Below are 19,029 nucleotides of genomic sequence, written 5' to 3'. Positions count from 1 at the left end.
TTGTGGTCGACGACGGCGGCCGTGGCCATGTCCGTCGTGGACGCTGACACGGACGTCCGGCTACGGCTGGAACTCCAGCCCGCAGGCCGCGAAGGACGCCCCCAGGGCCTCGCCGTAGACGTCGAAGAAGTGGTCGACGCCCTTTCCGTCGGCCATGAGCCAGGAGTTGGGATTGTTGTCGGCCAACACTCCGTCCTGTCCCACCGCGCCCTTGACATGGATGGTGAACACCAGCGGCACCCCGTTCGCCGTCCGCTGCGTGAGGAGGCACTGTGCGTCGGCCTCAGTCAGGGACGGGTCGTTGGCGAACTCCTCGTTGAGGTCAACCTGGTACCAGGCCTGAGAGTGCGTACCCGACATCAGGTTTCCTTGCCAGGAACGGCTGGCGATGTAGCACTCGTGGGCCAGGGCCGGACCCGTCGCGAGGAGGACGGTCCCGGCAGAGGCAGCTGCGATGGTGACGATGCGCCGACGCATGTGATCACTCCCCGGTTCGCGGTGTGTCCTGGCATCGCCTCACCAGCCGGGCGGCCGCGGCCGGCCGCTCCAGATCTTTTACGATCCGCGCACGCCACGGCGCTGTACATGGTCACTTCGGGCAGCGCAGAACACCCCGGCTGAGCGCCTGGGCACCCGCTGGGAGGGGCGGTGCCGGACGGGTGAAGTGCGCGAGACCGCTCATGTCACCTCCCTTCCCGCGTTGCCGTCCCAGGCGCCTCGGTGCGCTCTACGATGCCAACCAGGATGGAGACTGGGGACGCGCTGGAGGCGGCCGTACGGATCCCGATACGGACGCCGGACCAGCGTGTCCGCGTGTTCGTCTCCTCCACCCTCGGTGAGCTGGCCGAGGAACGAAAGGCGGCCCGCACTGCGATCGAGCAGCTGCGGCTGACGCCCATCATGTTCGAGCTGGGGGCTCGGCCGCACCCGCCGCGGAGCCTGTACCGCTCCTACCTGGCGCAGTCGGACATCTTCGTCGGGATCTACTGGCAGAGGTATGGCTGGGTGGCGCCCGACATGGACGTCTCGGGGCTCGAGGACGAGCTCCGGCTGGCGACGCGGATGCCACGGCTGATCTACGTGAGGCGGCCCGCGCCGGACCTCGACCCGCGGCTGGGGGACATGCTGCGCACACTGCAGGGCGAGGACGGTCCGTCGTACAAGCCCTTCGGTGACGCCCGCGAGCTGCGCGAGCTGCTGCTCGACGACCTCGCCCTGCTGCTGGCCGAACGGTTCGAGCAGGTGCAGCCGAACTCCGCACCGCCCACATCCGTGGTGAACCTGCCCGCCCCGACCTCCACCTTCGTCGGGCGCGAGGTGGAGCTGGATCAGCTGAGGACGCTGCTGAGCCAGGACGCCGTCCGACTCGTCACCATGGCCGGCCCCGGTGGAACCGGCAAGACCCGACTCGCCATCGAGGCTGCGAGGGCTGTGGCGGGGTGGTTCGGCGACGGCGTGTTCTTCGTCGACCTGAGCGCGGAGCGTCAACCAGAAGAGGCCTTCGCCGCCATCGCTCGCGCCGTGGAGGTCGACGAGCTCCCCGGCGGTCCGCCCCTGGAGCGGTTGACGCACGAGCTGAGGCAACGGCAGGTCCTGCTCGTCCTCGACAACGTCGAGCAGGTCACGACGGCCGGGCCGGGGCTGGTCGAGCTTCTCGAGCGGTGCCCCCGCGTGAAGCTCCTCGTCACGAGTCGCGAGGTGCTCCGGGTCAGCGCCGAGCACGTCTACCCGGTGCCGGTGCTGTCCCTCCCTGCCGACGACTTGTCGGACCCGTCGCTGGGGGAGGTGCTCGCATCTGAGGCGGGCCGGCTCTTCATCGAGCGTGCCTCCGCTACCGGTACGGGCTTCACGCCCGGGCCCGGCGACGCCCCTGACCTCGCCGCCATCTGCCACCGCCTCGACGGGCTGCCGCTGGCGTTGGAGCTCGCGGCTGCCCGAGTGAAGCTTCTCTCCCTGACGGAGCTGCGCGCGGGCCTCGACCGACGACTCGACCTACTCGCCGGCGGAGCTCGCGACCGGCCGTCCCGGCAGCGCACGTTGCGGGATGCGATCGAGTGGAGCGAGGGGCTGCTGACGGAGGAGGAGCGGACGGTCTTCTGGCTGTTCTCCGTGTTCGCCGACGCCCGGCTCGGCGACGTAAACGAGACACTGCGCGAGGTGCCGGGGATGCGCAGTGTCGACGTCATGGAGGCGTTGAGCTCCCTGCTGGACAAGAACCTCGTCCAGGCCTCGCCCGGTGCCGACCGGCGGCCGAGGTTCACCATGCTGCACACGATTCGCCAGTACGCCGCCGAACGGCTCGGGCGGTTCCCGGAGCTCCTGCAACAGGTGCAGGACGCACATGCCGCGCACTACGCCGAGCGGGCGCTCGACCTGCACCGACAGCGCACCTCCGTCGATCGAAGGACCTGGTTGACGGCCGTCGCAGCGGACCTCGACAACCTCCGCGCCGCCTGGCAGCGCTGCGCAGAGCGGCACGACGTCGCCCGGCTCGACGAGCTGATCGCGCCGTTGTGGGGCTATCACGAGGCCCGGGGAGACTACCGGAGCGTCCTCGCGCTGGGCGAGGAGCTGCTGAGTGCGCTGACCGAGCTGCCCTCGTCCCACCAACGCCGCAGCGACGAGCTCGCGCTGCGCGCGAACCTGGCGAGGACCCAGCTGGTCACCCGAGGCTTCGGTCCGGATACCGAGCAGGCGCTGGTCGAGGCACTGGGACGGCTGGAAGCCGCCTCAGCGGTTCCCCAGCGATTTCCGACGCTGCGAAGCCTCGCGGCGCTCCAGCTGTGGCGGGGGGACTTCGAGCGGGGAGCCGCGACGGCGCACGAGCTGATGGCGATCGCTGAGCGTGACAGCGATCCCGCGCTCCTGGCGGAGGCGCACCTGACGAACTGTGTGAGCACCACCTGGCTGCGGGACCTGCCGAGCGCCATCGAGGACACCGACAAGGCTGCCGCCTTCTTCGAGGCCGCTGGCTCGGACTTCGTCGCGTTCCGGGTGGGCCCGAGCCCGGGCGTCGTCGCCCACGCCGTTGCCGGGCTCTTGCGCTGGACCGCCGGGTTCCCGGACTCGGCTTCACGAAGCACCGAGCAGGGGCTGCGCCTCGCCAACGAGCTGGCCCACCCGTACTCACAGGCCTTCGCGTTCCACCATGCAGCCCTGCTGGATCTGTGGCGCTCGGACCTGCCGGCCGTCGAGGCTCGCGCCGAGGAGTCGAAGCGCCTCGCCAGGACCCACAGCTACGCCATCTGGCGAGCTCTGGCCCTCGTCCTCCAGGGAGCTGCACGAGTCGGCATGGGCAGCGTGGACGCCGGCCTGGCGGAGATGGAGCAGGGCTTCGGGCTGTACCAGCAGCTCGCGACCCCGCCGATCTTCTGGCCCTCCCTCCTGGTCATCCGGGCCACCACGCACGCCACGGCGGGCGACCTCGAGCGTGCTTCTGTGCTGGTCGAGGAAGCGCGGACCGGTCTCGGACGCGACCACCCTGCGGCCGCCGAGGTCGCCCTCGCCCGCGCCGACATCCTGCTGGCCGGCCCCACACCGCCCGTGGACGCCGTCCGCGGAATCGTCGAGCACGCGGTCGAGCTCTCCGCCCGGCGGCGAGCCCGGATGCTGCAGCTGGAGGCGCTCACCCGGTTGGCCGCGATCGACGCCGGAAGCCCGCTCGAACAGCGGACCAGACAACGGCTTCGAGAGCTCTATGACACCTTCACCGAAGGCCTGGACAGCGCGCCTCTGACGGCAGCGTCAGCCGTCCTCTCCGCAACTCTCTGACCCGGCGCGGAGGGGAAGGGCTCGCGCAGGAGCCGGGGTGCAGCCACGGTCTTCGGCTCGGTGTCACACCCGCTGGTCGGCCGGTGTCTTCATGCATGCCGACCTGCCGGACGGTCGGCGCAGCCACCGACACAGGAGGAGACATGGAGCACACCACCCGCATCCCCGCCGCCGACCTCACCGGCGTCAAGGGCGCGCTGGTCACGCGGATGACCGAGAAGAAGCTGGGCAAGGTGCCGACGGCCGTCGGCGTCTACTGGCACAACCCCAAGGTGCTGTTCGCCACCTTCGGTCTCGGCAACAAGGGCCGTCGTCGGGCCCTCCCGTCCGCTCGCTAGCGTGGGGGCATGCCTGCGACGTACACCCTCAACGACGGCACCACGATCCCGGGGATCGGCTTCGGCACCTACCCGCTGACCGGTGCGGACGGGATCGCCGTCATCACCGGCGCGATCGAGGCCGGCTACCGGCTCCTCGACACCGCGGTGAACTACGGCAACGAGGCGGAGGTCGGCGAGGCGGTGCGGCGCTCCGGCGTCCCGCGCGAGGAGCTGCTGATCACCAGCAAGATCCCCGGTCGCCACCACGGCTACGACGACGCGGTGGCCAGCACCGAGGCGTCGCTGGAGCGGCTCGGCACCGACTACCTCGACCTGCACCTGATCCACTGGCCGAACCCGAGCGTCGGCAAGTACGTCGAGGCGTGGCGCGCTCTGGTCGCGCTGCGCGAGCGGGGACTGGTCCGCTCCATCGGGGTATCCAACTTCACCGAGGAGCACCTGCGGCGCGTGATCGACGACACCGGCGTGACGCCGGCGGTCAACCAGATCGAGCTGCACCCCTACTTCCCGCAGCCGGGGATGCGGGAAGTGCACGAGCGCCTCGGCATCCGGACCGAGGCGTGGAGCCCGATGGGCAAGCGGCAGGCGCCGTTCGCCGAGCCCGCGGTCGCCGACGCCGCCGCGCGGCACGGCGTCACCCCCGGCCAGGTCGTCCTGCGCTGGCACCTGCAGCTGGGCTCCCTGCCGATCCCCAAGTCGTCCACGCCGGAGCGCCAGCGGCAGAACCTCGACGTCGCGGGCTTCGAGCTCACCGGGGAGGAGCTGGCCGCCATCACGGCGCTGGGCCGCCCGGACGGACGGCTCTTCGGCGGCGACCCGGAGACCCACGAGGAGATGTGAGCGGGTCCGCCGTTGCGGACGACCGAGCGACCCACGGACGCGCGAACCGCTCCCGACCCTGAGGTCGGGAGCGGTCCAGGCAGGCTGGGCGGGTCGGCTCAGCCCTGCGGCACGATGCGGCCGCAGAGAGCCGGGTCGGTCGCCTCGGTGGGCAGGGCGGGGTTCAGGTCGCTCGGGGTGGCGCCGTCGTAGCTGCCGTCGTGGTTGTGGTCGACGCCGTGGATCACGATGACGGCGTAGCCCTCCGTGATGGCCTTGGCGACGTCCTGGTCCACCTTGATGCTGCCGCGCTGGTAAGCCAGCTCGCCGCCGGGGGCGGTGTCGAAGCGGTCGATCGCCAGGGCGCTGGCCGGGCTGGTGTCGCCGGTCTTGGTCAGCGAGACGCGCACCGCGCCGTAGGCGGGGCCACCCTCGGTGGTGTTCAGGGTGCCGCTGCCATCGGTGTCGTCCGTGGCCGCCGGGCACTCGTGGCGCGCGTCGGCGCCGAAGTGGATGTGCGCGGCGTGCGGGGCGTCGGCCAGCAGGCCGCCGGCCCGCATGCTCACGTCCACCCGGGTCCCGCGCACGGTCACGAACGCGGTGCCGGAGCCCGGCACGCCGTTGAGCGCGACCGGCTCCAGGTGGGCGACGGCGTCGCCGGCGTTGGCGGTGGCGGGCGCGAAGCCGCCGGCGAGGGGGATGATCGCGGCGGCACAGCCGAGGGCGGTGAGGGCGACGCGGCGGGTCTGCTTCATGAAGGCTCCTGTGGTGATGGACCCGGTCGGCTCGGTGTCGGCCCGGATCGGCTCGTTGACTGGGAGGGGTTCGCCGCGACGTCGATGTCGGATGGGTCACATCACCACAAGGACCACAAGCCGGGCAGACATGGTTTCCCCGGGTGGGGGGACCATGCGCCCATGAGCGTCCGCAAGATCGGTGTCGAGGAGGAGATGCTCCTCGTCGACCCCGACACCCACCGGCTGACCGCCGTCGCGCATCGGGCGGTGCGCCACCATGACGGCCCCGAGGTCGAGCAGGAGCTGTTCCTGCAGCAGATCGAGACCGCGACACCGCCGGCTGCGAGCGCCGAGGAGCTCTACGCCGGGATCGTCGCCGGCCGCCGTGCGGTGGGGCAGGCGGCGGAGGTGGCCGGCGCGCGAGCGGTGGCGATGGGCGTGCCGGTGCTCGTCGACCCGGATGAGCACGTCACCCCGAAGCCGCGCTACGAGCGGATCAAGGACGAGTACGGAGAGCTCGCCGGACAGGCCCTCGCCTGCGCCATGCACATGCACGTCGACGTGACCGACGACGAGGAGGCGGTTGCCGTCGTGGACCGGGTCCGGCCCTGGCTGCCGGTGCTCCTGGCGCTCAGCGCGAACTCCCCGTTCTGGCGGGGGCAGGACACCGGTCACGCCAGCTGGCGCTCGCAGATCTGGACCCGTTGGCCGACCGGCGGGCCGTCGCAGCCGTACGGCGGCGCGGCGACGTACCGGGAGACGGCCGACCGGCTCGTCGCCTGGGGCGCGGGACTGGACACCGGGATGCTCTACTTCGACGTCCGGGTCGCCGAGAGCTACCCCACGGTCGAGGTCCGGGTCGCCGACGTGTGCACCGAGGTCGACGACGCCGTGCTGGTGGCGCTGCTGGCGCGGGCGCTGGTGACCACCGCGGCGGAGGACTGGCGGGCGGGCACGCCGGACGGGCTGGCCGGGTCGTGGCGGGCCGACCTGCTCAAGGCGGCTCACTGGCGGGCCGGGCGCTACGGCACCCCGGGTCCGCTCGTGCACCCGGTCGAGCTCGCGCTGGCGCCGACCCGGGCCGCGGTGGACGCGCTCCTGGAGCACGTCGGCGACGCGCTCGAGGAGGCAGGGGACGAGCGGACCGCGCGGCAGCTGTTCGAGCAGATGCTCGCCCGAGGCAACGGCGCCGTGCGCCGGCGGTCGGTGCTGGAGTCGTCCGGGTCCTTGACCTCCGTCGTCCAGGACCTCGCGGACCGCACCGAGGCGAGCTGGTCGCCGCGCTGAGCGGGACGACCGCCCGCAGACGAGCGGTTGTCCACCGGTCGTGTCGGACTATGTCCGATATGCGAAGCAGGCACTACGCTGATCCGGCACGAGGGGCAGACCAGTGGGGGGACCACATGAACATGCACCGCAACCTGACCCGGCGAGCGCGCACCCGAGTGCTGGTCGGGGCCGCCGCGTCCACGATCGCGCTCTGTGCCGTCCAGGTCGGGCCGGCCGCCGCCGACCAGCCCGGCGACGTCGCAGCGCCCACCGGGGACTACGCGCTGATCTCCGCCGACAGCAGCGAGGACCCGGGCCCGTTCGTCGTCGAGGTCGTCCAGACCCGGCTGTCGGACGACGTCTCGGCGGTCGCGGCGATCCGTCGCGAGGTCGACTGGGGTGAGGGCGGCGGCTTCGAGCCGTGGGCCTCCGGTGGGTCGATCGCCCACGGCTACACCGCGGTGGGCCTCTTCCCGCTGTCGGTCCGGCTGACCGACGAGGCGGGGAACGCCACGGTGATCTCGCTCGGCAACATGCGGGTCACCGACGACTACGCCCCGCGGCTCGGCGTCCGCGAGCCCAGCTCCGCCACGGTGAGTGACTGGCGCGTGGTCAGCGGCCGGGCCCGCGACGCGGGCGTCTCCGGGGTGGCCTGGGTCCGCGTCAAGGCGTTCCAGCACCGCCACCGGGGCTGGTTCGCCTACCGCGCGGAGCAGCGGAGCTGGGTCTTCACCGGCCAGGGGCGCGCCGCGGCCCGCAAGCAGGCCCAGCCGGTCTGGGTGCGGCCGGACGCCGGGGGCCGGTTCGTGGCCGGTCTCGCCGGGCTGCGGCCCGGCGACCTCGAGCTGCGCGGCTACGCCCGGGACCGGGCCGGCAACCGTTCGAAGCCGGTCGTGGTCGTCCGGCACCTGCACCGCTGACCCGGACCGGTCGGCCGATCAGTCCTCCCAGGGCCGGAACGGCAGCTGCGACGCCCGGGAGGTGAACTCCGCGGTGCGCTTCTCGCGGAAGGCCGCCACGCCCTCCTTGCCGTCCCCGAGGCTCGTGTAGAACATCGCGAGGGAGTCCACCCGGTGCGCCTCCACCGGGTGCGGGGCGGCGCTGTTGCGCCACATCATCTGCCGGGCCAGGGCCGTCGCCACCGGGGAGCGGCCCTCGGTGAACCGGCGGGCCAGCTGCTGGGCCGCCTCGAGCAGCTCCTCGGCCGGATGCACCGACCGGACCAGGCCGCCGTCCAAGGCCTGCTCGGCGGTGAGGATGTCAGCGGTGTAGATCCACTCCAGCGCCCGGGAGATCCCGACCAGGCGGGGCAGGAACCACGACGAGGCCGCTTCCGGGACGATCCCGAGCCGCCCGAAGACGAACCCGATCCGGGCGTCCCGGGAGGCCAGCCGCACGTCCATCGGCAGCGTCATCGTGGCACCGATGCCGACCGCCGCACCGTTGATCGCCGCGATCACCGGCTTGGGGCACCGGTAGACCGCCAGGCTCACCCGGCCGCCGGTGTCCCGGACCCCTGCCACGATCTCCGGGTCCTCGAACCGCTCGCGCAGGTCCTCGAGCGTCGGCTGCAGCGACTCGTCCAGGCCGAACACGTTGCCCTCGGCCGAGAGGTCCATGCCGGCGCAGAACGCCCGGCCGCGACCGGTCACGACGATGGCCGCGACCGCGTCGTCCGCCCTCGCGCGGTCGTAGGCGTCCACCAGCTCCTCGGCCATCGTGACCGTGAACGCGTTCAGGGCCTCGGGCCGGTCCAGGGTCAGCGTCAGGACGCCCTCCTCGACCGACCAGTCCAGGGTGTCGTAGTCGCCCGCCATCACTGCCCCCGCAGCCCGGACGGACGGCACAGGTCCTTGCCGACCTCGTCGGTGCGGTCCTCGGCGATCAGCTTGAACAGCTTCTCGGCCCGGTCCTGGTCCCAGTTGACCGCGAGGTCGGCGATCGGCACCCCGCAGGTCAGCCCGCTCTCGCCGTCGACCCGGGTCATCGCCCAGGCGAACTTCAGCGTCGCCAGCAGCGAGGTGTCCTTGCCGACCCGCAGCGAGTCCGAGCCGGCCGCGGCCAGCCGCACGTACCGCACCGGGTTCAGCAGCGACCAGGGCGAGACCGCCTCGGCGCCGACGGCGCTGACCACCTCGCGCTGGTGCCGGGCCCGGTCGATGTCGCCGAGGCCGGAGGTGTGCCGCGAGCGTGCATACCCCAGCGCGACCTTGCCGTCGGCCTCCTGGCAGCCCTTCTCGATGTCGAGGTTGGCCTGCGGGTCCTTCATCGCCTGCTTCGGGCAGATCTGGACCCCGCCCACCGCGTCCACCACGTCGACGAACCCGGCGAAGCCGATCTCGATGTAGTCGTCGATCCGGATCCCGGTGGCGTTCTCGAGGGTCTTCACCAGCAGCCGCGGACCGCCGTAGGCGAACGCGGCGTTGATCTTGGTGGTGCCGTAGCCCGGCACGTCCACGAGGCTGTCGCGGGGGACCGACATCAGCAGGTTCGGGCCGTCCCCGGTGTGCAGCAGCATGATCGTGTCGGTGCGGCGGCCCTCACCCTTGCCGGTGCCGAGGTCGAGCTGCTCCTTGCGGCTCAGGCCCTCCCGGCTGTCGCTGCCGACGAGGAGGTACGTCGTACCGGGCTGGTCCGGCGGTCGGTCGCCGCCCGGGTCCGCCTGGACCTTCTCGACCTTGGCCCACGCCCAGAACGGCACCGCGACCAGGAACACCAGCCAGAGCACCAGAGCGAGCTTGAGCCACCCCCAGCGGAAGCCCCGACGGGACCGCGGGGGCCGGGCCGGGCCGCTCGGTCCGCCGCCGGTCCGGGGCGGCTCCACCGGGCCGCGGGGGCCGCGGGCCGGGTCCTGCTCGCGCGGGCGGTCGCGTCCGGGCGGCGGCGCGGCGCGGCGCGGGTCCTCCCGGCCGGGGCGGCCCATCGTCGGCAGCACCCGCGTCGGCTCCGGGTCCTGACCAGGGCGCGCGCCGCCCGAGGAGCCGCTCGGCCGGGACCCGACTCCCTTCTGCCGGGTGCCGTAGAGCCAGTCGAAGTCGGGCTCGTCGGACCCACCGGACCGGTCGCCCTGAGGAGGTCGTGACATGCCCGGAACGCTACCGTGCTGCCCATGACGGTGCCGAAATCGCTCGAGCCGCACCCGGCCGCGGAACCGCGGGCGCTGCCGCCCTCCCACGCCCGCACGTCGCTGTCCCTGCTCGCCGACCAGCAGCACGTCAACCTGCTCGGCAACGTGCACGGCGGCGTGGTGATGCAGCTGGTGGACTCCACCGCCGGCGCCGTCGCGCAGCGACACAGCGGGGGACCCGCGGTGACCGCGGCGATGGACGAGATGGCGTTCCTGCGACCCGTGCACGTCGGCGACATCGTCCGCACCGTCGCGCAGGTGAACTGGGCCGGGCGGAGCTCGATGGAGATCGGCGTGCGCGTGGAGTCGGAGCCCTGGAACGTCGCGAACCGGGAGCCGGTGCACGTGGCCTCGGCGTACCTGGTCTTCGTGGCGATCGACGAGCACGGCCGGCCCCGCGACATCCCCGGCCTGGAGCCCGGCACCCCGACCGAGCACCGCCGGATGCGTGAGGCGGAGATCCGACGCGCGCACCGGCTGGCGCGCCGGGCCGAGATCGAGGAGGGCCGCTCCGGCGTCCTCGAGGGCTGAGCCGGGGACCGGCCGTCGGCGCGCCGTGACCGCTGTGGCTTCTGTGACTGGTGATACTGGGGCGTCTCACGGATGCCGTCTCGAAAGGCCCCTGCATGCCGCCCGCCTCCTCCCTCGGGTCGGACCAGCCCCGGACCTCCACCGCCGCTCGGCTGCGCCCGGGCGGCCGGGACGCGGAAAGCGTCCGGTTCCGCCGCTCCGTGACGCTGCTGGTGATGACCCTGCTGCTGCCTGGGTCGGCTCAGCTGGTGGCCGGCAACAAGCGGGTGGGCCGGGTGGCGCTGCGGGTCTTCCTGGCGCTCGTCGTCCTGGCGGTCCTGGTGCTCGGCGTCGGCCTGCTGTGGCACGGCCTGATCTACCGCCTCGCGGTCAGCCCCTTCATGCTCGGCTTCTTCCGGCTGCTGCTCTGCGCGGTGGCGGTCGGGTGGGCGCTGCTCTTCCTCGACGCCTGGCGGATCGGCCAGCCGCTGGAGCTGGCCCAGCGCCAGCGGCTCGCGGTGGTCGGGCTCAACGGTCTGCTGTGCTTCTCGGTCGCCGGCACCCTGCTCTTCGCCTCGCACATGGTGGCCGTGCAGCGCGGGTTCATCATCGCCACCTTCGGCGACGGTGCCGCCTCCTCGGCCACCGACGGGCGCTACAACGTGCTGCTGCTCGGCGGCGACTCCGGCTCGGACCGCTGGGGCCTGCGCCCCGACAGCATCTCGGTGGCCAGCATCGACGCCGAGACCGGCCGCGCCATCATCTTCGGGCTGCCGCGCAACATGACGAACTTCCCGTTCGCGGAGGGCTCGGTGATGGCCGAGCAGTTCCCCGACGGCTACGACTGCGGCTCCGAGTGCGAGCTGAACAGCCTCGCGACCTGGGCACGTGACCACGAGGGCCTCTTCCCCGACTCCGACAACCCCGGCGTCGAGGCGACCATCGAGGGGGTCGAAGGCATCACCGGCCTCGACGTCAACTACTACGCGATGGTCAACCTCGACGGCTTCCGGGCGCTGGTGCAGGCGGTCGGCGGCCTCGAGCTGAACGTCCGCGACCGGATCCCGATCGGCGGGGTCGGCGGCCCGGTGACCGGCTACATCGAGCCCGGCGTGCAACGCCTCAACGGCTTCGAGACGCTGTGGTTCGCCCGCTCCCGCGAGAGCGCCGACGACTACTCGCGGATGGCCCGGCAGAAGTGCGTGATGAACGCGATGCTGCAGCAGCTCTCGCCGCGCACGGTGATCACCAAGTTCGAGAGCATCGCCGCGGCCGGCAGCGAGCTGATCACCACCGACCTGCCCGCCTCCGAGCTCGGACGGTTCGCCGAGCTGGCGATGAAGGCGCGGTCCAAGCCGGTCGCCTCGGTGTCGTTCGTGCCCCCGGCGATCCACACCGGGAACCCCGACATCGACAAGATCCACGACATGGTGCAGGACGCCGTGGACCGGGCCGAGGCCAAGGACGAGGGGGCTCCGGCCCCGGCGCCGCAGAAGAAGGCCCCGGCGAAGAAGAAGGGCTTCTCGCACCGGGGCGCGGACACCACCGTCGGCGGCTCCATCGGCACCTACTCCGAGGGCTACGCCGCCAACAAGGCCACCGACCTGTCGTCCGCGTGCTGACCCGGCGTCGGTAGGGTCGCCCGCGTGAGTGCCCGGGTCGTCGCCGTCGTCGTGACCTGGAACCGTCGGCAGCTGCTGGCCGAGTCGCTCGACGCCCTGGCCGCGCAGAGCCACCCGCTCACCGCGACCGTGGTCGTCGACAACGCCAGCACCGACGGGACCGCCGCGGCGCTGCGCGAGCGGGTGGAGGGCGCCGGCGCCGGTGACCCCGAGCACCTCGACGTGGTCACCCTGACCGAGAACACCGGGGGCGCCGGCGGGTTCGCGGCGGGCCTCGAACAGGCGCTGCGGCACGATCCCGACCTCGTCTGGCTGCTCGACGACGACACCGTGCCGACCGCCGGGGCGGCGGCGGCGCTGGTCGCGGCGTGGGCGGCGTACGACGGGCCGGGAGGGCGGCCGGCGCTGCTGGCCAGCAAGGTCGTCTGGACCGACGGGCGCGACCACCCGATGAACACCCCGCGGGCCAAGCCGGGTGCCTCCGGGGCCGAGCGCCGCGCGGCCGAGGCGGTCGGCGCGGTGCCGATCCGGTCCGCCTCCTTCGTCTCGATCATGTGCGACGCCGCGGTGGTCCGCGAGCGCGGGCTGCCGGTCGCCGACTACTTCTTGTGGAACGACGACTTCGAGTACTCCACCCGGCTGATCCGCGGCCGCACCGGGCTCTACGTCCCGGGCAGCCTGGTCGTGCACAAGACCCGGACCTTCGGCTCCACCGACGTCGACCCGGGCGACCGGTTCTTCTTCGAGGTCCGCAACAAGCTGTGGCTGTTCACCCGCAGCGCCGGGCTGACGCCGGCGGAGAAGCTGCTGTACGGCGGATCGACCGCCCGCCGCTGGGCGCGGACCTTCGCGGCCTCCACGGACCGCGCCACGCTCGGGCGCGCGCTGGGCCGCGGCCTGGTCGCCGGCGTGCGGGGCGGCCCCCGGGCCAACGCCGAGGTGCTCGCCCCGGCCGGCTGGCAGGCCGAGGAGCCCCGGGCCGCCGGGCCCGCGGGCCGGGCGCTGCCTCCCGGGCAGCCGTTCAGCCTGCTGATCTCGACCTTCGCCGGTGACGACCCCGGCTACCTGCGCCAGGCGTTCAGCTCGACCGTCGAGCAGCAGACCCGGCGCCCCGACGAGGTGGTGATGGTCCAGGACGGGCCGGTGCCGCCCGAGCTGGCCGCAACGGTCGCCGAGCTGGCCGCGAGCAGCCCGGTGCCGGTGCGCCACGTGGTGATGGACGCCAACGTCGGTCTCGGCCCGGCGCTCGACAAGGGCCTGGCCGCCTGCCGTCACGACATCGTCGCCCGCATGGACGCCGACGACATCTCTGTCCCGGAGCGGTTCGCACGCCAGCTGCCGGTGATCGAGGCGGGCGCGGACATCGTCGGCTCCGGGCTGCTGGAGTTCGGCGCCGCGGTCGAGGACATCGTGGGGCGCCGGACCCCGCCGACCGACCCCGACGAGATCCGGCGGGTGATCCGGTTCCGGGACCCCTTCAACCACCCGACGGTCGTCTACCGGCGCGAGGCGGTGCTGGCCGCGGGCGGCTACTCCGACATGGCCCTGATGGAGGACTACCTGCTGTTCACCCGGATGGTCGAGGGCGGCGCCGTCCCGGCCAACATCGCCGAGCCGTTGGTCTGCTACCGGGTCGGCGCCGGGGCCTACGCCCGACGCGGTGGCCGCCGGCTGCTGCGCTCGGAACTCGCGCTGCAGCGCCGGTTCCGCGAGCTCGGCCTGACCAGCCGGCGCGAGTACGCCCGCAACGTGCTGGTGCGCGGCGGCTACCGGCTGGTGCCGGAGTCGCTGCGCCGGACGGCGTACCGCGCGCTGATCGCGAACCGCCAGGGCCGCGGCGCGCCAGGAGCGGCGGACGGGTCGCGCACCGGCGGCCGATAGACTGATGTGTCCCCTACCAGGAGTAAGTGGTGAACGTTGACCTCCTCGTCGTCGGTTCCGGATTCTTCGGACTGACGATCGCCGAACGCTGCGCCAACGAGCTGGGCCTCCGGGTGCTGGTGCTGGAGCGGCGCGACCACATCGGCGGAAACGCCTACAGCGAGCGCGACCCCGAGACGGGGATCGAGGTGCACCGCTACGGCGCCCACCTGTTCCACACCTCGAACACCCGGGTGTGGGAGTACGTCAACCGGTTCACCGAGTTCACCGGCTACCAGCACCGGGTCTACACCTGCCACGAGGGCCAGGTCTACCCGATGCCGATCAACCTCGGCACGATCAACCAGTTCTTCGACGCCGCCTACTCACCCGACGAGGCCCGCGCCCTGATCAAGGAGCAGTCCGCCGAGCTCGGGGAGAAGGAGCCGGAGAACTTCGTCGAGAAGGGCGTCTCGCTGATCGGGCGGCCGCTCTACGAGGCGTTCATCGCGCACTACACCGCCAAGCAGTGGCAGACCGACCCCGAGAAGCTGTCCGCCGACATCATCAGCCGGCTCCCGGTGCGCTACACCTACGACAACCGGTACTTCAACGACACCTACGAGGGGCTGCCGGTCGACGGCTACACCGCCTGGCTGGAGCGGATGGCCGACCACCCGAACATCGAGGTGCGGCTCGAGACCAACTTCTTCGACGTCGCCGACGAGTTCAAGGGCCAGGTGCCGATCGTCTACACCGGCCCCGTCGACGAGTACTTCGGCAACAGCGAGGGGGAGCTGTCCTGGCGGACGCTCGACTTCGAGCGCGAGGTGCTCGCCACCGGCGACTTCCAGGGCACCCCGGTGATGAACTACCCCGACCCGGACGTCAGCTTCACCCGGATCCACGAGTTCCGGCACTTCCACCCCGAGCGGGAGTACCCCTCCGACCGCACCGTGATCATGCGCGAGTACAGCCGCTTCGCGGAGAAGGGCGACGAGCCCTACTACCCGGTGAACACCGCCGAGGACCGCGAGAAGCTGCTGAAGTACCGCCAGCTCGCCGAGCAGGAGCCGAATGTGCTCTTCGGCGGCAGGCTCGGCACCTACAAGTACCTCGACATGCACATGGCGATCGGTTCCGCGCTGAGCATGTTCGACAACAAGCTGCGCCCGCACTTCGAGTCCGGGGCAGACCTGCACAGCGGAGGAGTCGACGAGTGAGCCAGACCGTGAAGGAGGCCCCCTCCGCCGAGGCGGCGACGGTGACCCGGGTGCTGCAGCGAGTCGTGCTGCCGGTCTCGCACGACACCGACGTGCTCCCGCTGTACGTCGACCCGGACCGTCCGCAGCTCGACGTGAACACCATCGGGATGACCGCCAAGCAGCGCGGCCGGATCCCACCGGCGCCGCCGAACGCCGAGGTCGAGCCGGACCCGCACGCCGTGCTCGGTCGGCACCGCTACCGGATCCGCGCCTCGGAGCGGATCTCCTTCGGCACCTACTTCAACGCCTTCGCCGCCAGCTACTGGCGGCGCTGGACGATCGTGACCGCGGTGACGCTGCGGCTGCGGCTGACCGGCCAGGGCGCCTCGGTGATCGTCTACCGGTCGATGCCCGACGGCCGCGCCCAGCGGGTCGACGACGCGACCGCGACCGGTGAGGGCACCGAGGACTTCGCCTTCGACCTCTCGCTCGCCAGCTTCGCCGACGGCGGCTGGTACTGGTTCGACATCATCGCCGGCCCCGGCGACGCCGTCCTCGAGGAGGCGTCCTGGGCTGCCGAGGTCCCCGAGGACCGGTCCGAGCCGGGCAGCGTGACCATCGGCATCACCACGATGAACCGGCCGGAGTTCTGCGCCGCGCTGCTCGCCCAGGTCGGTTCCGACCCGGAGGTGCACGCGATCCTCGACGAGGTGATCGTCGCCGAGCAGGGCACCAAGAAGGTCGCCGACGACCCCGGGTTCGGCGCCGCACGCGAGGCACTGGGCGACAAGCTGCGGATCATCGAGCAGGGCAACATGGGTGGCTCCGGAGGCTATGCCCGGTCGCAGCTGGAGACGCTCGAGGCCGGCCGCTCGACGTACATGATGTGCATGGACGACGACGTCGTCTGCGAGCCCGAGAGCATCCTGCGGGCCGTGACCTTCGGCGACCTGTGCCGGCGGCCGACCATCGTCGGCGGCCACATGTTCAGCCTGTTCGCCAAGTCCCGGCTGCACAGCTTCGGCGAGATCATCGACCGGTACCGCTTCTGGTGGACCTCGCCGCCGACCGTCTTCACCGACTGGGACTTCAGCGAGCGCAACCTCCGTTCCTCGCGCTGGCTGCACCGCCGCATCGACGTGGACTTCAACGGCTGGTTCATGTGCCTGATCCCCACCGAGGTGCTGCGCACCATCGGCCTCAGCCTGCCGCTGTTCATCAAGTGGGACGACTCCGAGTACGGCGTCCGGGCCGCCGACGCCGGGTTCCCGACCGTCACGCTGCCGGGCTCCGCCGTCTGGCACGTGCCGTGGACCGACAAGAACGACGCCCTGGACTGGCAGTCCTACTTCCACCAGCGCAACCGGTTCATCTCGGCGCTGCTGCACTCGCCCTACGAGCACGGCGGCCGGATGGTGCGCGAGAGCTTCAACCACCAGGTCAAGCACCTGTTCGCGTTGCAGTACTCCACTGCGGAGCTGCGGCACCGGGCCCTCGAGGACGTCCTGGCCGGCCCCGGCGCCCTGCACGGCGAGCTGGGCACCAAGCTCGCCGAGATCCGCGAGCTGCGCAAGCACTACACCGACGCCCGCACCGAGCCCGACCCGGACGCGTTCCCACCGGTGCGCCGCGAGAAGCCGCCGAAGAAGGGTCAGGACCCGACGCTGCCCAAGGGGCGGGTCGGCCAGCTGGTCTCGGCGGCCACCAGCGCCGTGCGCCAGACGCTGCCCAAGCGGCCGCTCGCCGACCAGTTCCCGGAGGCGCGGTTGGCGGCGCTGGACGCCAAGTGGTGGATGATCTCGCAGTTCGACTCGGTCGTGGTCTCGATGCCCGACGGCACCAGTGCGGCCTGGCACCACCGCGACCGCGAGGAGTTCCGCGACCTGCTCCGCCGCACCGCCGACATCCACCAGCGCCTCTACCGCGAGTGGCCGAGGCTGGCCGCGGAGTACCGCCAGGCGCTGGGGGACCTCACCTCGCCGGAGCAGTGGCGCAAGACCTTCGACGCCTCCGGCAAGGTGGAGACATGACAGTTCGTGCCGTCGACCCCGAGGTCGTCGCACAGATCCCCCTGCAGCCGCCGTCGAGCACGGGCGGACTCCTCGATGTGTTCCGCCGGCGCTACATGCTGCGGCTGCTGGTCAAGCGCGAGCTGAGCGCCCGCTACCAAGGCTCGTTCCTCGGCATGCTGTGGTCCTACGTGCAGCCGCTGGTCCGCTTCTGCATGTACTACTTCGTGGTCGGCGGCGCCCTGGGGCTGCACGACAACGTGCAGAACTTCGCCATCCACGTGTTCTCCGGCCTGGTGGTGGTGCACTACTTCACCGAGACCTTCAGCGCCGGCACCCGGTCGATCGTGCGCAACAAGGCGATCGTCCAGAAGATGGCGATGCCCCGGGAGATGTTCCCGGTCGCCTCGATGCTGGTCTCGGCGTACCACACGGTGCCGCAGCTGGCCATCCTGATCGTGGCCTGCGTCGTCACGGGCTGGTCCCCTGACCTCGCCGGCTTCGGGGCCGGCCTGCTCGGTCTGGCGATCATCACCATCCTGGGCACCTCGTGCGCCCTGCTGTTCAGCGCCGCGAACGTCTTCTTCCGCGACTTCTCCAACGTCGTCCAGACGCTCACCACGTTCGTGCACTTCAGCGTGCCGATGATCTACCCGTTCTCGGGGTCGCCCAGCGGTTCGGTGAGCAGTACGTCAGCCTGTACCTCGCCAACCCGCTGGCCGAGTCGGTGCTGCTGATCCAGCGGTGCTTCTGGACCACCACGACGTCGAACCCGGCGGAGAGCGCAGTGACGGACATGCCTCCGGACCTGTTCACCCGTGGCTTCGTGATGCTGGCGATCTGCCTGCTGTTCCTGGGCTTCTCCCAGATCGTGTTCAGCAGGATCGAGAACAAGGTTCCGGAGCGTCTCAGTGGCTGAGTCCATCGTCGTCGACCACGTCTCGAAGAAGTTCACGCTGCGCTACCACCGCACCCTCAAGCAGATGTCGATCGCCATGGTGCGCGGCCAGGAGCTGAGCGACACGTTCTGGGCTCTCGACGACCTCACGTTCTCGGTGGAGCAGGGGGAGTCGATCGGCCTGATGGGCCTCAACGGCTCCGGCAAGAGCACGCTCCTCAAGCTCATCAACGGGGTGATGCGGCCCGACCGCGGCACCGTGCTGACCAGGGGACGGATCGCCGGCCTCATCGCCACCGGCGCCGGCTTCCACCCGCAGCTGACCGGGCGCGAGAACATCTTCCTCAACGCGGCCATCCTCGGGATGAGCGAGAAGGAGACCAGGGCCAAGTTCGACGACATCGTGGAGTTCGCCGACATCGGCAAGTTCCTCGAGACCCCGGTCGGCACCTACTCCTCGGGCATGTTCTCCCGGCTCGGCTTCGCGGTGGCGATCCACACCGACTCCGACATCTTCCTGATGGACGAGGTGCTCGCGGTCGGGGACCGGCCCTTCAAGCGCAAGTGCCTCGCCCGCATGGACGAGATCCGCAAGAGCGGCCGCACCATGTTCTACGTCAGCCACGCCCCGGGGTCGGTGCGCAAGATGTGCGACCGGGTCCTCGTCCTGGAGAAGGGTCGGCTGGCCTTCGACGGCCCGACCGAGGACGGCATCAAGTACCTCAAGTACGACGACGGGGACGTGACCTCCGAGGAGCACCTGGAGGGCGAGGAGGAGGACCTCGGCGCGGACGTCTGACGCCGGAGCGGTCCCGGCGAATTACAGAGGTGTAGTTCAGGCGTTCCCCTTGCGGGGGTCTG

Annotated in this window: 17 protein-coding genes; 13 read left to right on the top strand and 4 right to left on the bottom strand. The window is 71.6% G+C overall.

Features of this window, described 5'->3' with window-relative positions:
• Window positions 1-60 precede the first annotated feature (60 nt).
• Entirely contained in the window at window positions 61-477 is a 417-nt protein-coding gene (locus H9L09_RS04300) for a hypothetical protein (protein ID WP_187579491.1), read from the bottom strand.
• Between the two features lie 267 nt (window positions 478-744).
• On the opposite strand from H9L09_RS04300, the gene H9L09_RS04295 reads away from it, so the two are divergent.
• The 3 genes from H9L09_RS04295 to H9L09_RS04285 all read left to right on the top strand — a co-directional run bounded on the left by H9L09_RS04295 (window position 745) and on the right by H9L09_RS04285 (window position 4,952).
• The gene (locus tag H9L09_RS04295; RefSeq protein WP_187579490.1) at window positions 745-3,771 is read left to right on the top strand and encodes a DUF4062 domain-containing protein; all 3,027 of its coding nucleotides are present in this window, start codon (window positions 745-747) and stop codon (window positions 3,769-3,771) included.
• 143 nt (window positions 3,772-3,914) lie between these two features.
• Entirely contained in the window at window positions 3,915-4,109 is a 195-nt protein-coding gene (locus H9L09_RS04290) for a hypothetical protein (protein ID WP_187579489.1), read from the top strand.
• 9 nt (window positions 4,110-4,118) lie between these two features.
• Window positions 4,119-4,952 (top strand): aldo/keto reductase, encoded by an 834-nt coding sequence (locus H9L09_RS04285; protein ID WP_187579488.1) that lies wholly within the window; start codon window positions 4,119-4,121, stop codon window positions 4,950-4,952.
• A 98-nt stretch (window positions 4,953-5,050) separates the two neighbouring features.
• On the opposite strand, the gene H9L09_RS04280 is transcribed toward H9L09_RS04285, so the two are convergent.
• Window positions 5,051-5,686, bottom strand: coding sequence for a hypothetical protein (locus H9L09_RS04280; RefSeq protein WP_187579487.1), 636 nt, complete (start codon window positions 5,684-5,686; stop codon window positions 5,051-5,053).
• A 162-nt stretch (window positions 5,687-5,848) separates the two neighbouring features.
• Here H9L09_RS04280 and H9L09_RS04275 point away from each other — a divergent pair, with 162 nt between their 5' ends.
• Together H9L09_RS04275 and H9L09_RS04270 are read left to right on the top strand one after the other, a co-directional pair.
• Complete coding sequence (locus H9L09_RS04275; protein ID WP_187579486.1) at window positions 5,849-6,955, top strand: carboxylate-amine ligase; 1,107 nt, start codon at window positions 5,849-5,851, stop codon at window positions 6,953-6,955.
• Between the two features lie 116 nt (window positions 6,956-7,071).
• Entirely contained in the window at window positions 7,072-7,857 is a 786-nt protein-coding gene (locus H9L09_RS04270; RefSeq protein WP_187579485.1) for a hypothetical protein, read from the top strand.
• A gap of 18 nt (window positions 7,858-7,875) precedes the next feature.
• Here the strand turns inward: H9L09_RS04270 and H9L09_RS04265 are convergent, their stop codons facing one another.
• Both H9L09_RS04265 and H9L09_RS04260 read right to left on the bottom strand, forming a co-directional pair.
• Window positions 7,876-8,754: a crotonase/enoyl-CoA hydratase family protein gene (locus tag H9L09_RS04265; protein ID WP_187579484.1), complete on the bottom strand. Its 879-nt coding sequence runs from the start codon at window positions 8,752-8,754 to the stop codon at window positions 7,876-7,878.
• On the bottom strand, window positions 8,754-10,022 hold the full coding sequence (locus H9L09_RS04260) for an LCP family protein (RefSeq protein WP_187579483.1): 1,269 nt from the start codon (window positions 10,020-10,022) through the stop codon (window positions 8,754-8,756). The genes H9L09_RS04265 and H9L09_RS04260 overlap by 1 nt, the downstream gene beginning before the upstream one ends.
• Before the next feature lie 24 nt (window positions 10,023-10,046).
• Between H9L09_RS04260 and H9L09_RS04255 the strand changes: the two genes are divergently transcribed.
• From H9L09_RS04255 to H9L09_RS04225, 8 genes are all read left to right on the top strand, one after another.
• Window positions 10,047-10,595: an acyl-CoA thioesterase gene (locus tag H9L09_RS04255; RefSeq protein WP_187579482.1), complete on the top strand. Its 549-nt coding sequence runs from the start codon at window positions 10,047-10,049 to the stop codon at window positions 10,593-10,595.
• A gap of 95 nt (window positions 10,596-10,690) precedes the next feature.
• The gene (locus H9L09_RS04250; RefSeq protein ID WP_187579481.1) at window positions 10,691-12,196 is read left to right on the top strand and encodes an LCP family protein; all 1,506 of its coding nucleotides are present in this window, start codon (window positions 10,691-10,693) and stop codon (window positions 12,194-12,196) included.
• Window positions 12,197-12,220: 24 nt separating this feature from the next.
• Window positions 12,221-14,077, top strand: coding sequence for a glycosyltransferase (locus H9L09_RS21890; protein ID WP_187579480.1), 1,857 nt, complete (start codon window positions 12,221-12,223; stop codon window positions 14,075-14,077).
• 29 nt (window positions 14,078-14,106) lie between these two features.
• Entirely contained in the window at window positions 14,107-15,279 is a 1,173-nt protein-coding gene (gene glf / locus H9L09_RS04240; protein ID WP_187579479.1) for a UDP-galactopyranose mutase, read from the top strand.
• Entirely contained in the window at window positions 15,276-17,291 is a 2,016-nt protein-coding gene (locus H9L09_RS04235) for a glycosyltransferase (RefSeq protein ID WP_246456261.1), read from the top strand. The genes glf and H9L09_RS04235 overlap by 4 nt, the downstream gene beginning before the upstream one ends.
• Window positions 17,288-18,007, top strand: a complete 720-nt coding sequence (locus tag H9L09_RS04230; RefSeq protein ID WP_246456260.1) for an ABC transporter permease — start codon at window positions 17,288-17,290, stop codon at window positions 18,005-18,007. The genes H9L09_RS04235 and H9L09_RS04230 overlap by 4 nt, the downstream gene beginning before the upstream one ends.
• A gap of 50 nt (window positions 18,008-18,057) precedes the next feature.
• Complete coding sequence (locus tag H9L09_RS22385) at window positions 18,058-18,189, top strand: hypothetical protein (RefSeq protein WP_281390822.1); 132 nt, start codon at window positions 18,058-18,060, stop codon at window positions 18,187-18,189.
• Window positions 18,182-18,967, top strand: a complete 786-nt coding sequence (locus H9L09_RS04225) for an ABC transporter ATP-binding protein (protein WP_246456259.1) — start codon at window positions 18,182-18,184, stop codon at window positions 18,965-18,967. Before H9L09_RS22385 ends, H9L09_RS04225 begins: the two co-directional genes overlap by 8 nt.
• The last annotated feature ends 62 nt before the right edge of the window (window positions 18,968-19,029 follow it).

The sequence above is a fragment of the Nocardioides mesophilus genome, from assembly GCF_014395785.1.
Taxonomy (GTDB): Bacteria; Actinomycetota; Actinomycetes; order Propionibacteriales; family Nocardioidaceae; genus Nocardioides_B; species Nocardioides_B mesophilus.
This window is presented reverse-complemented; position numbering and strand designations above follow the sequence as displayed.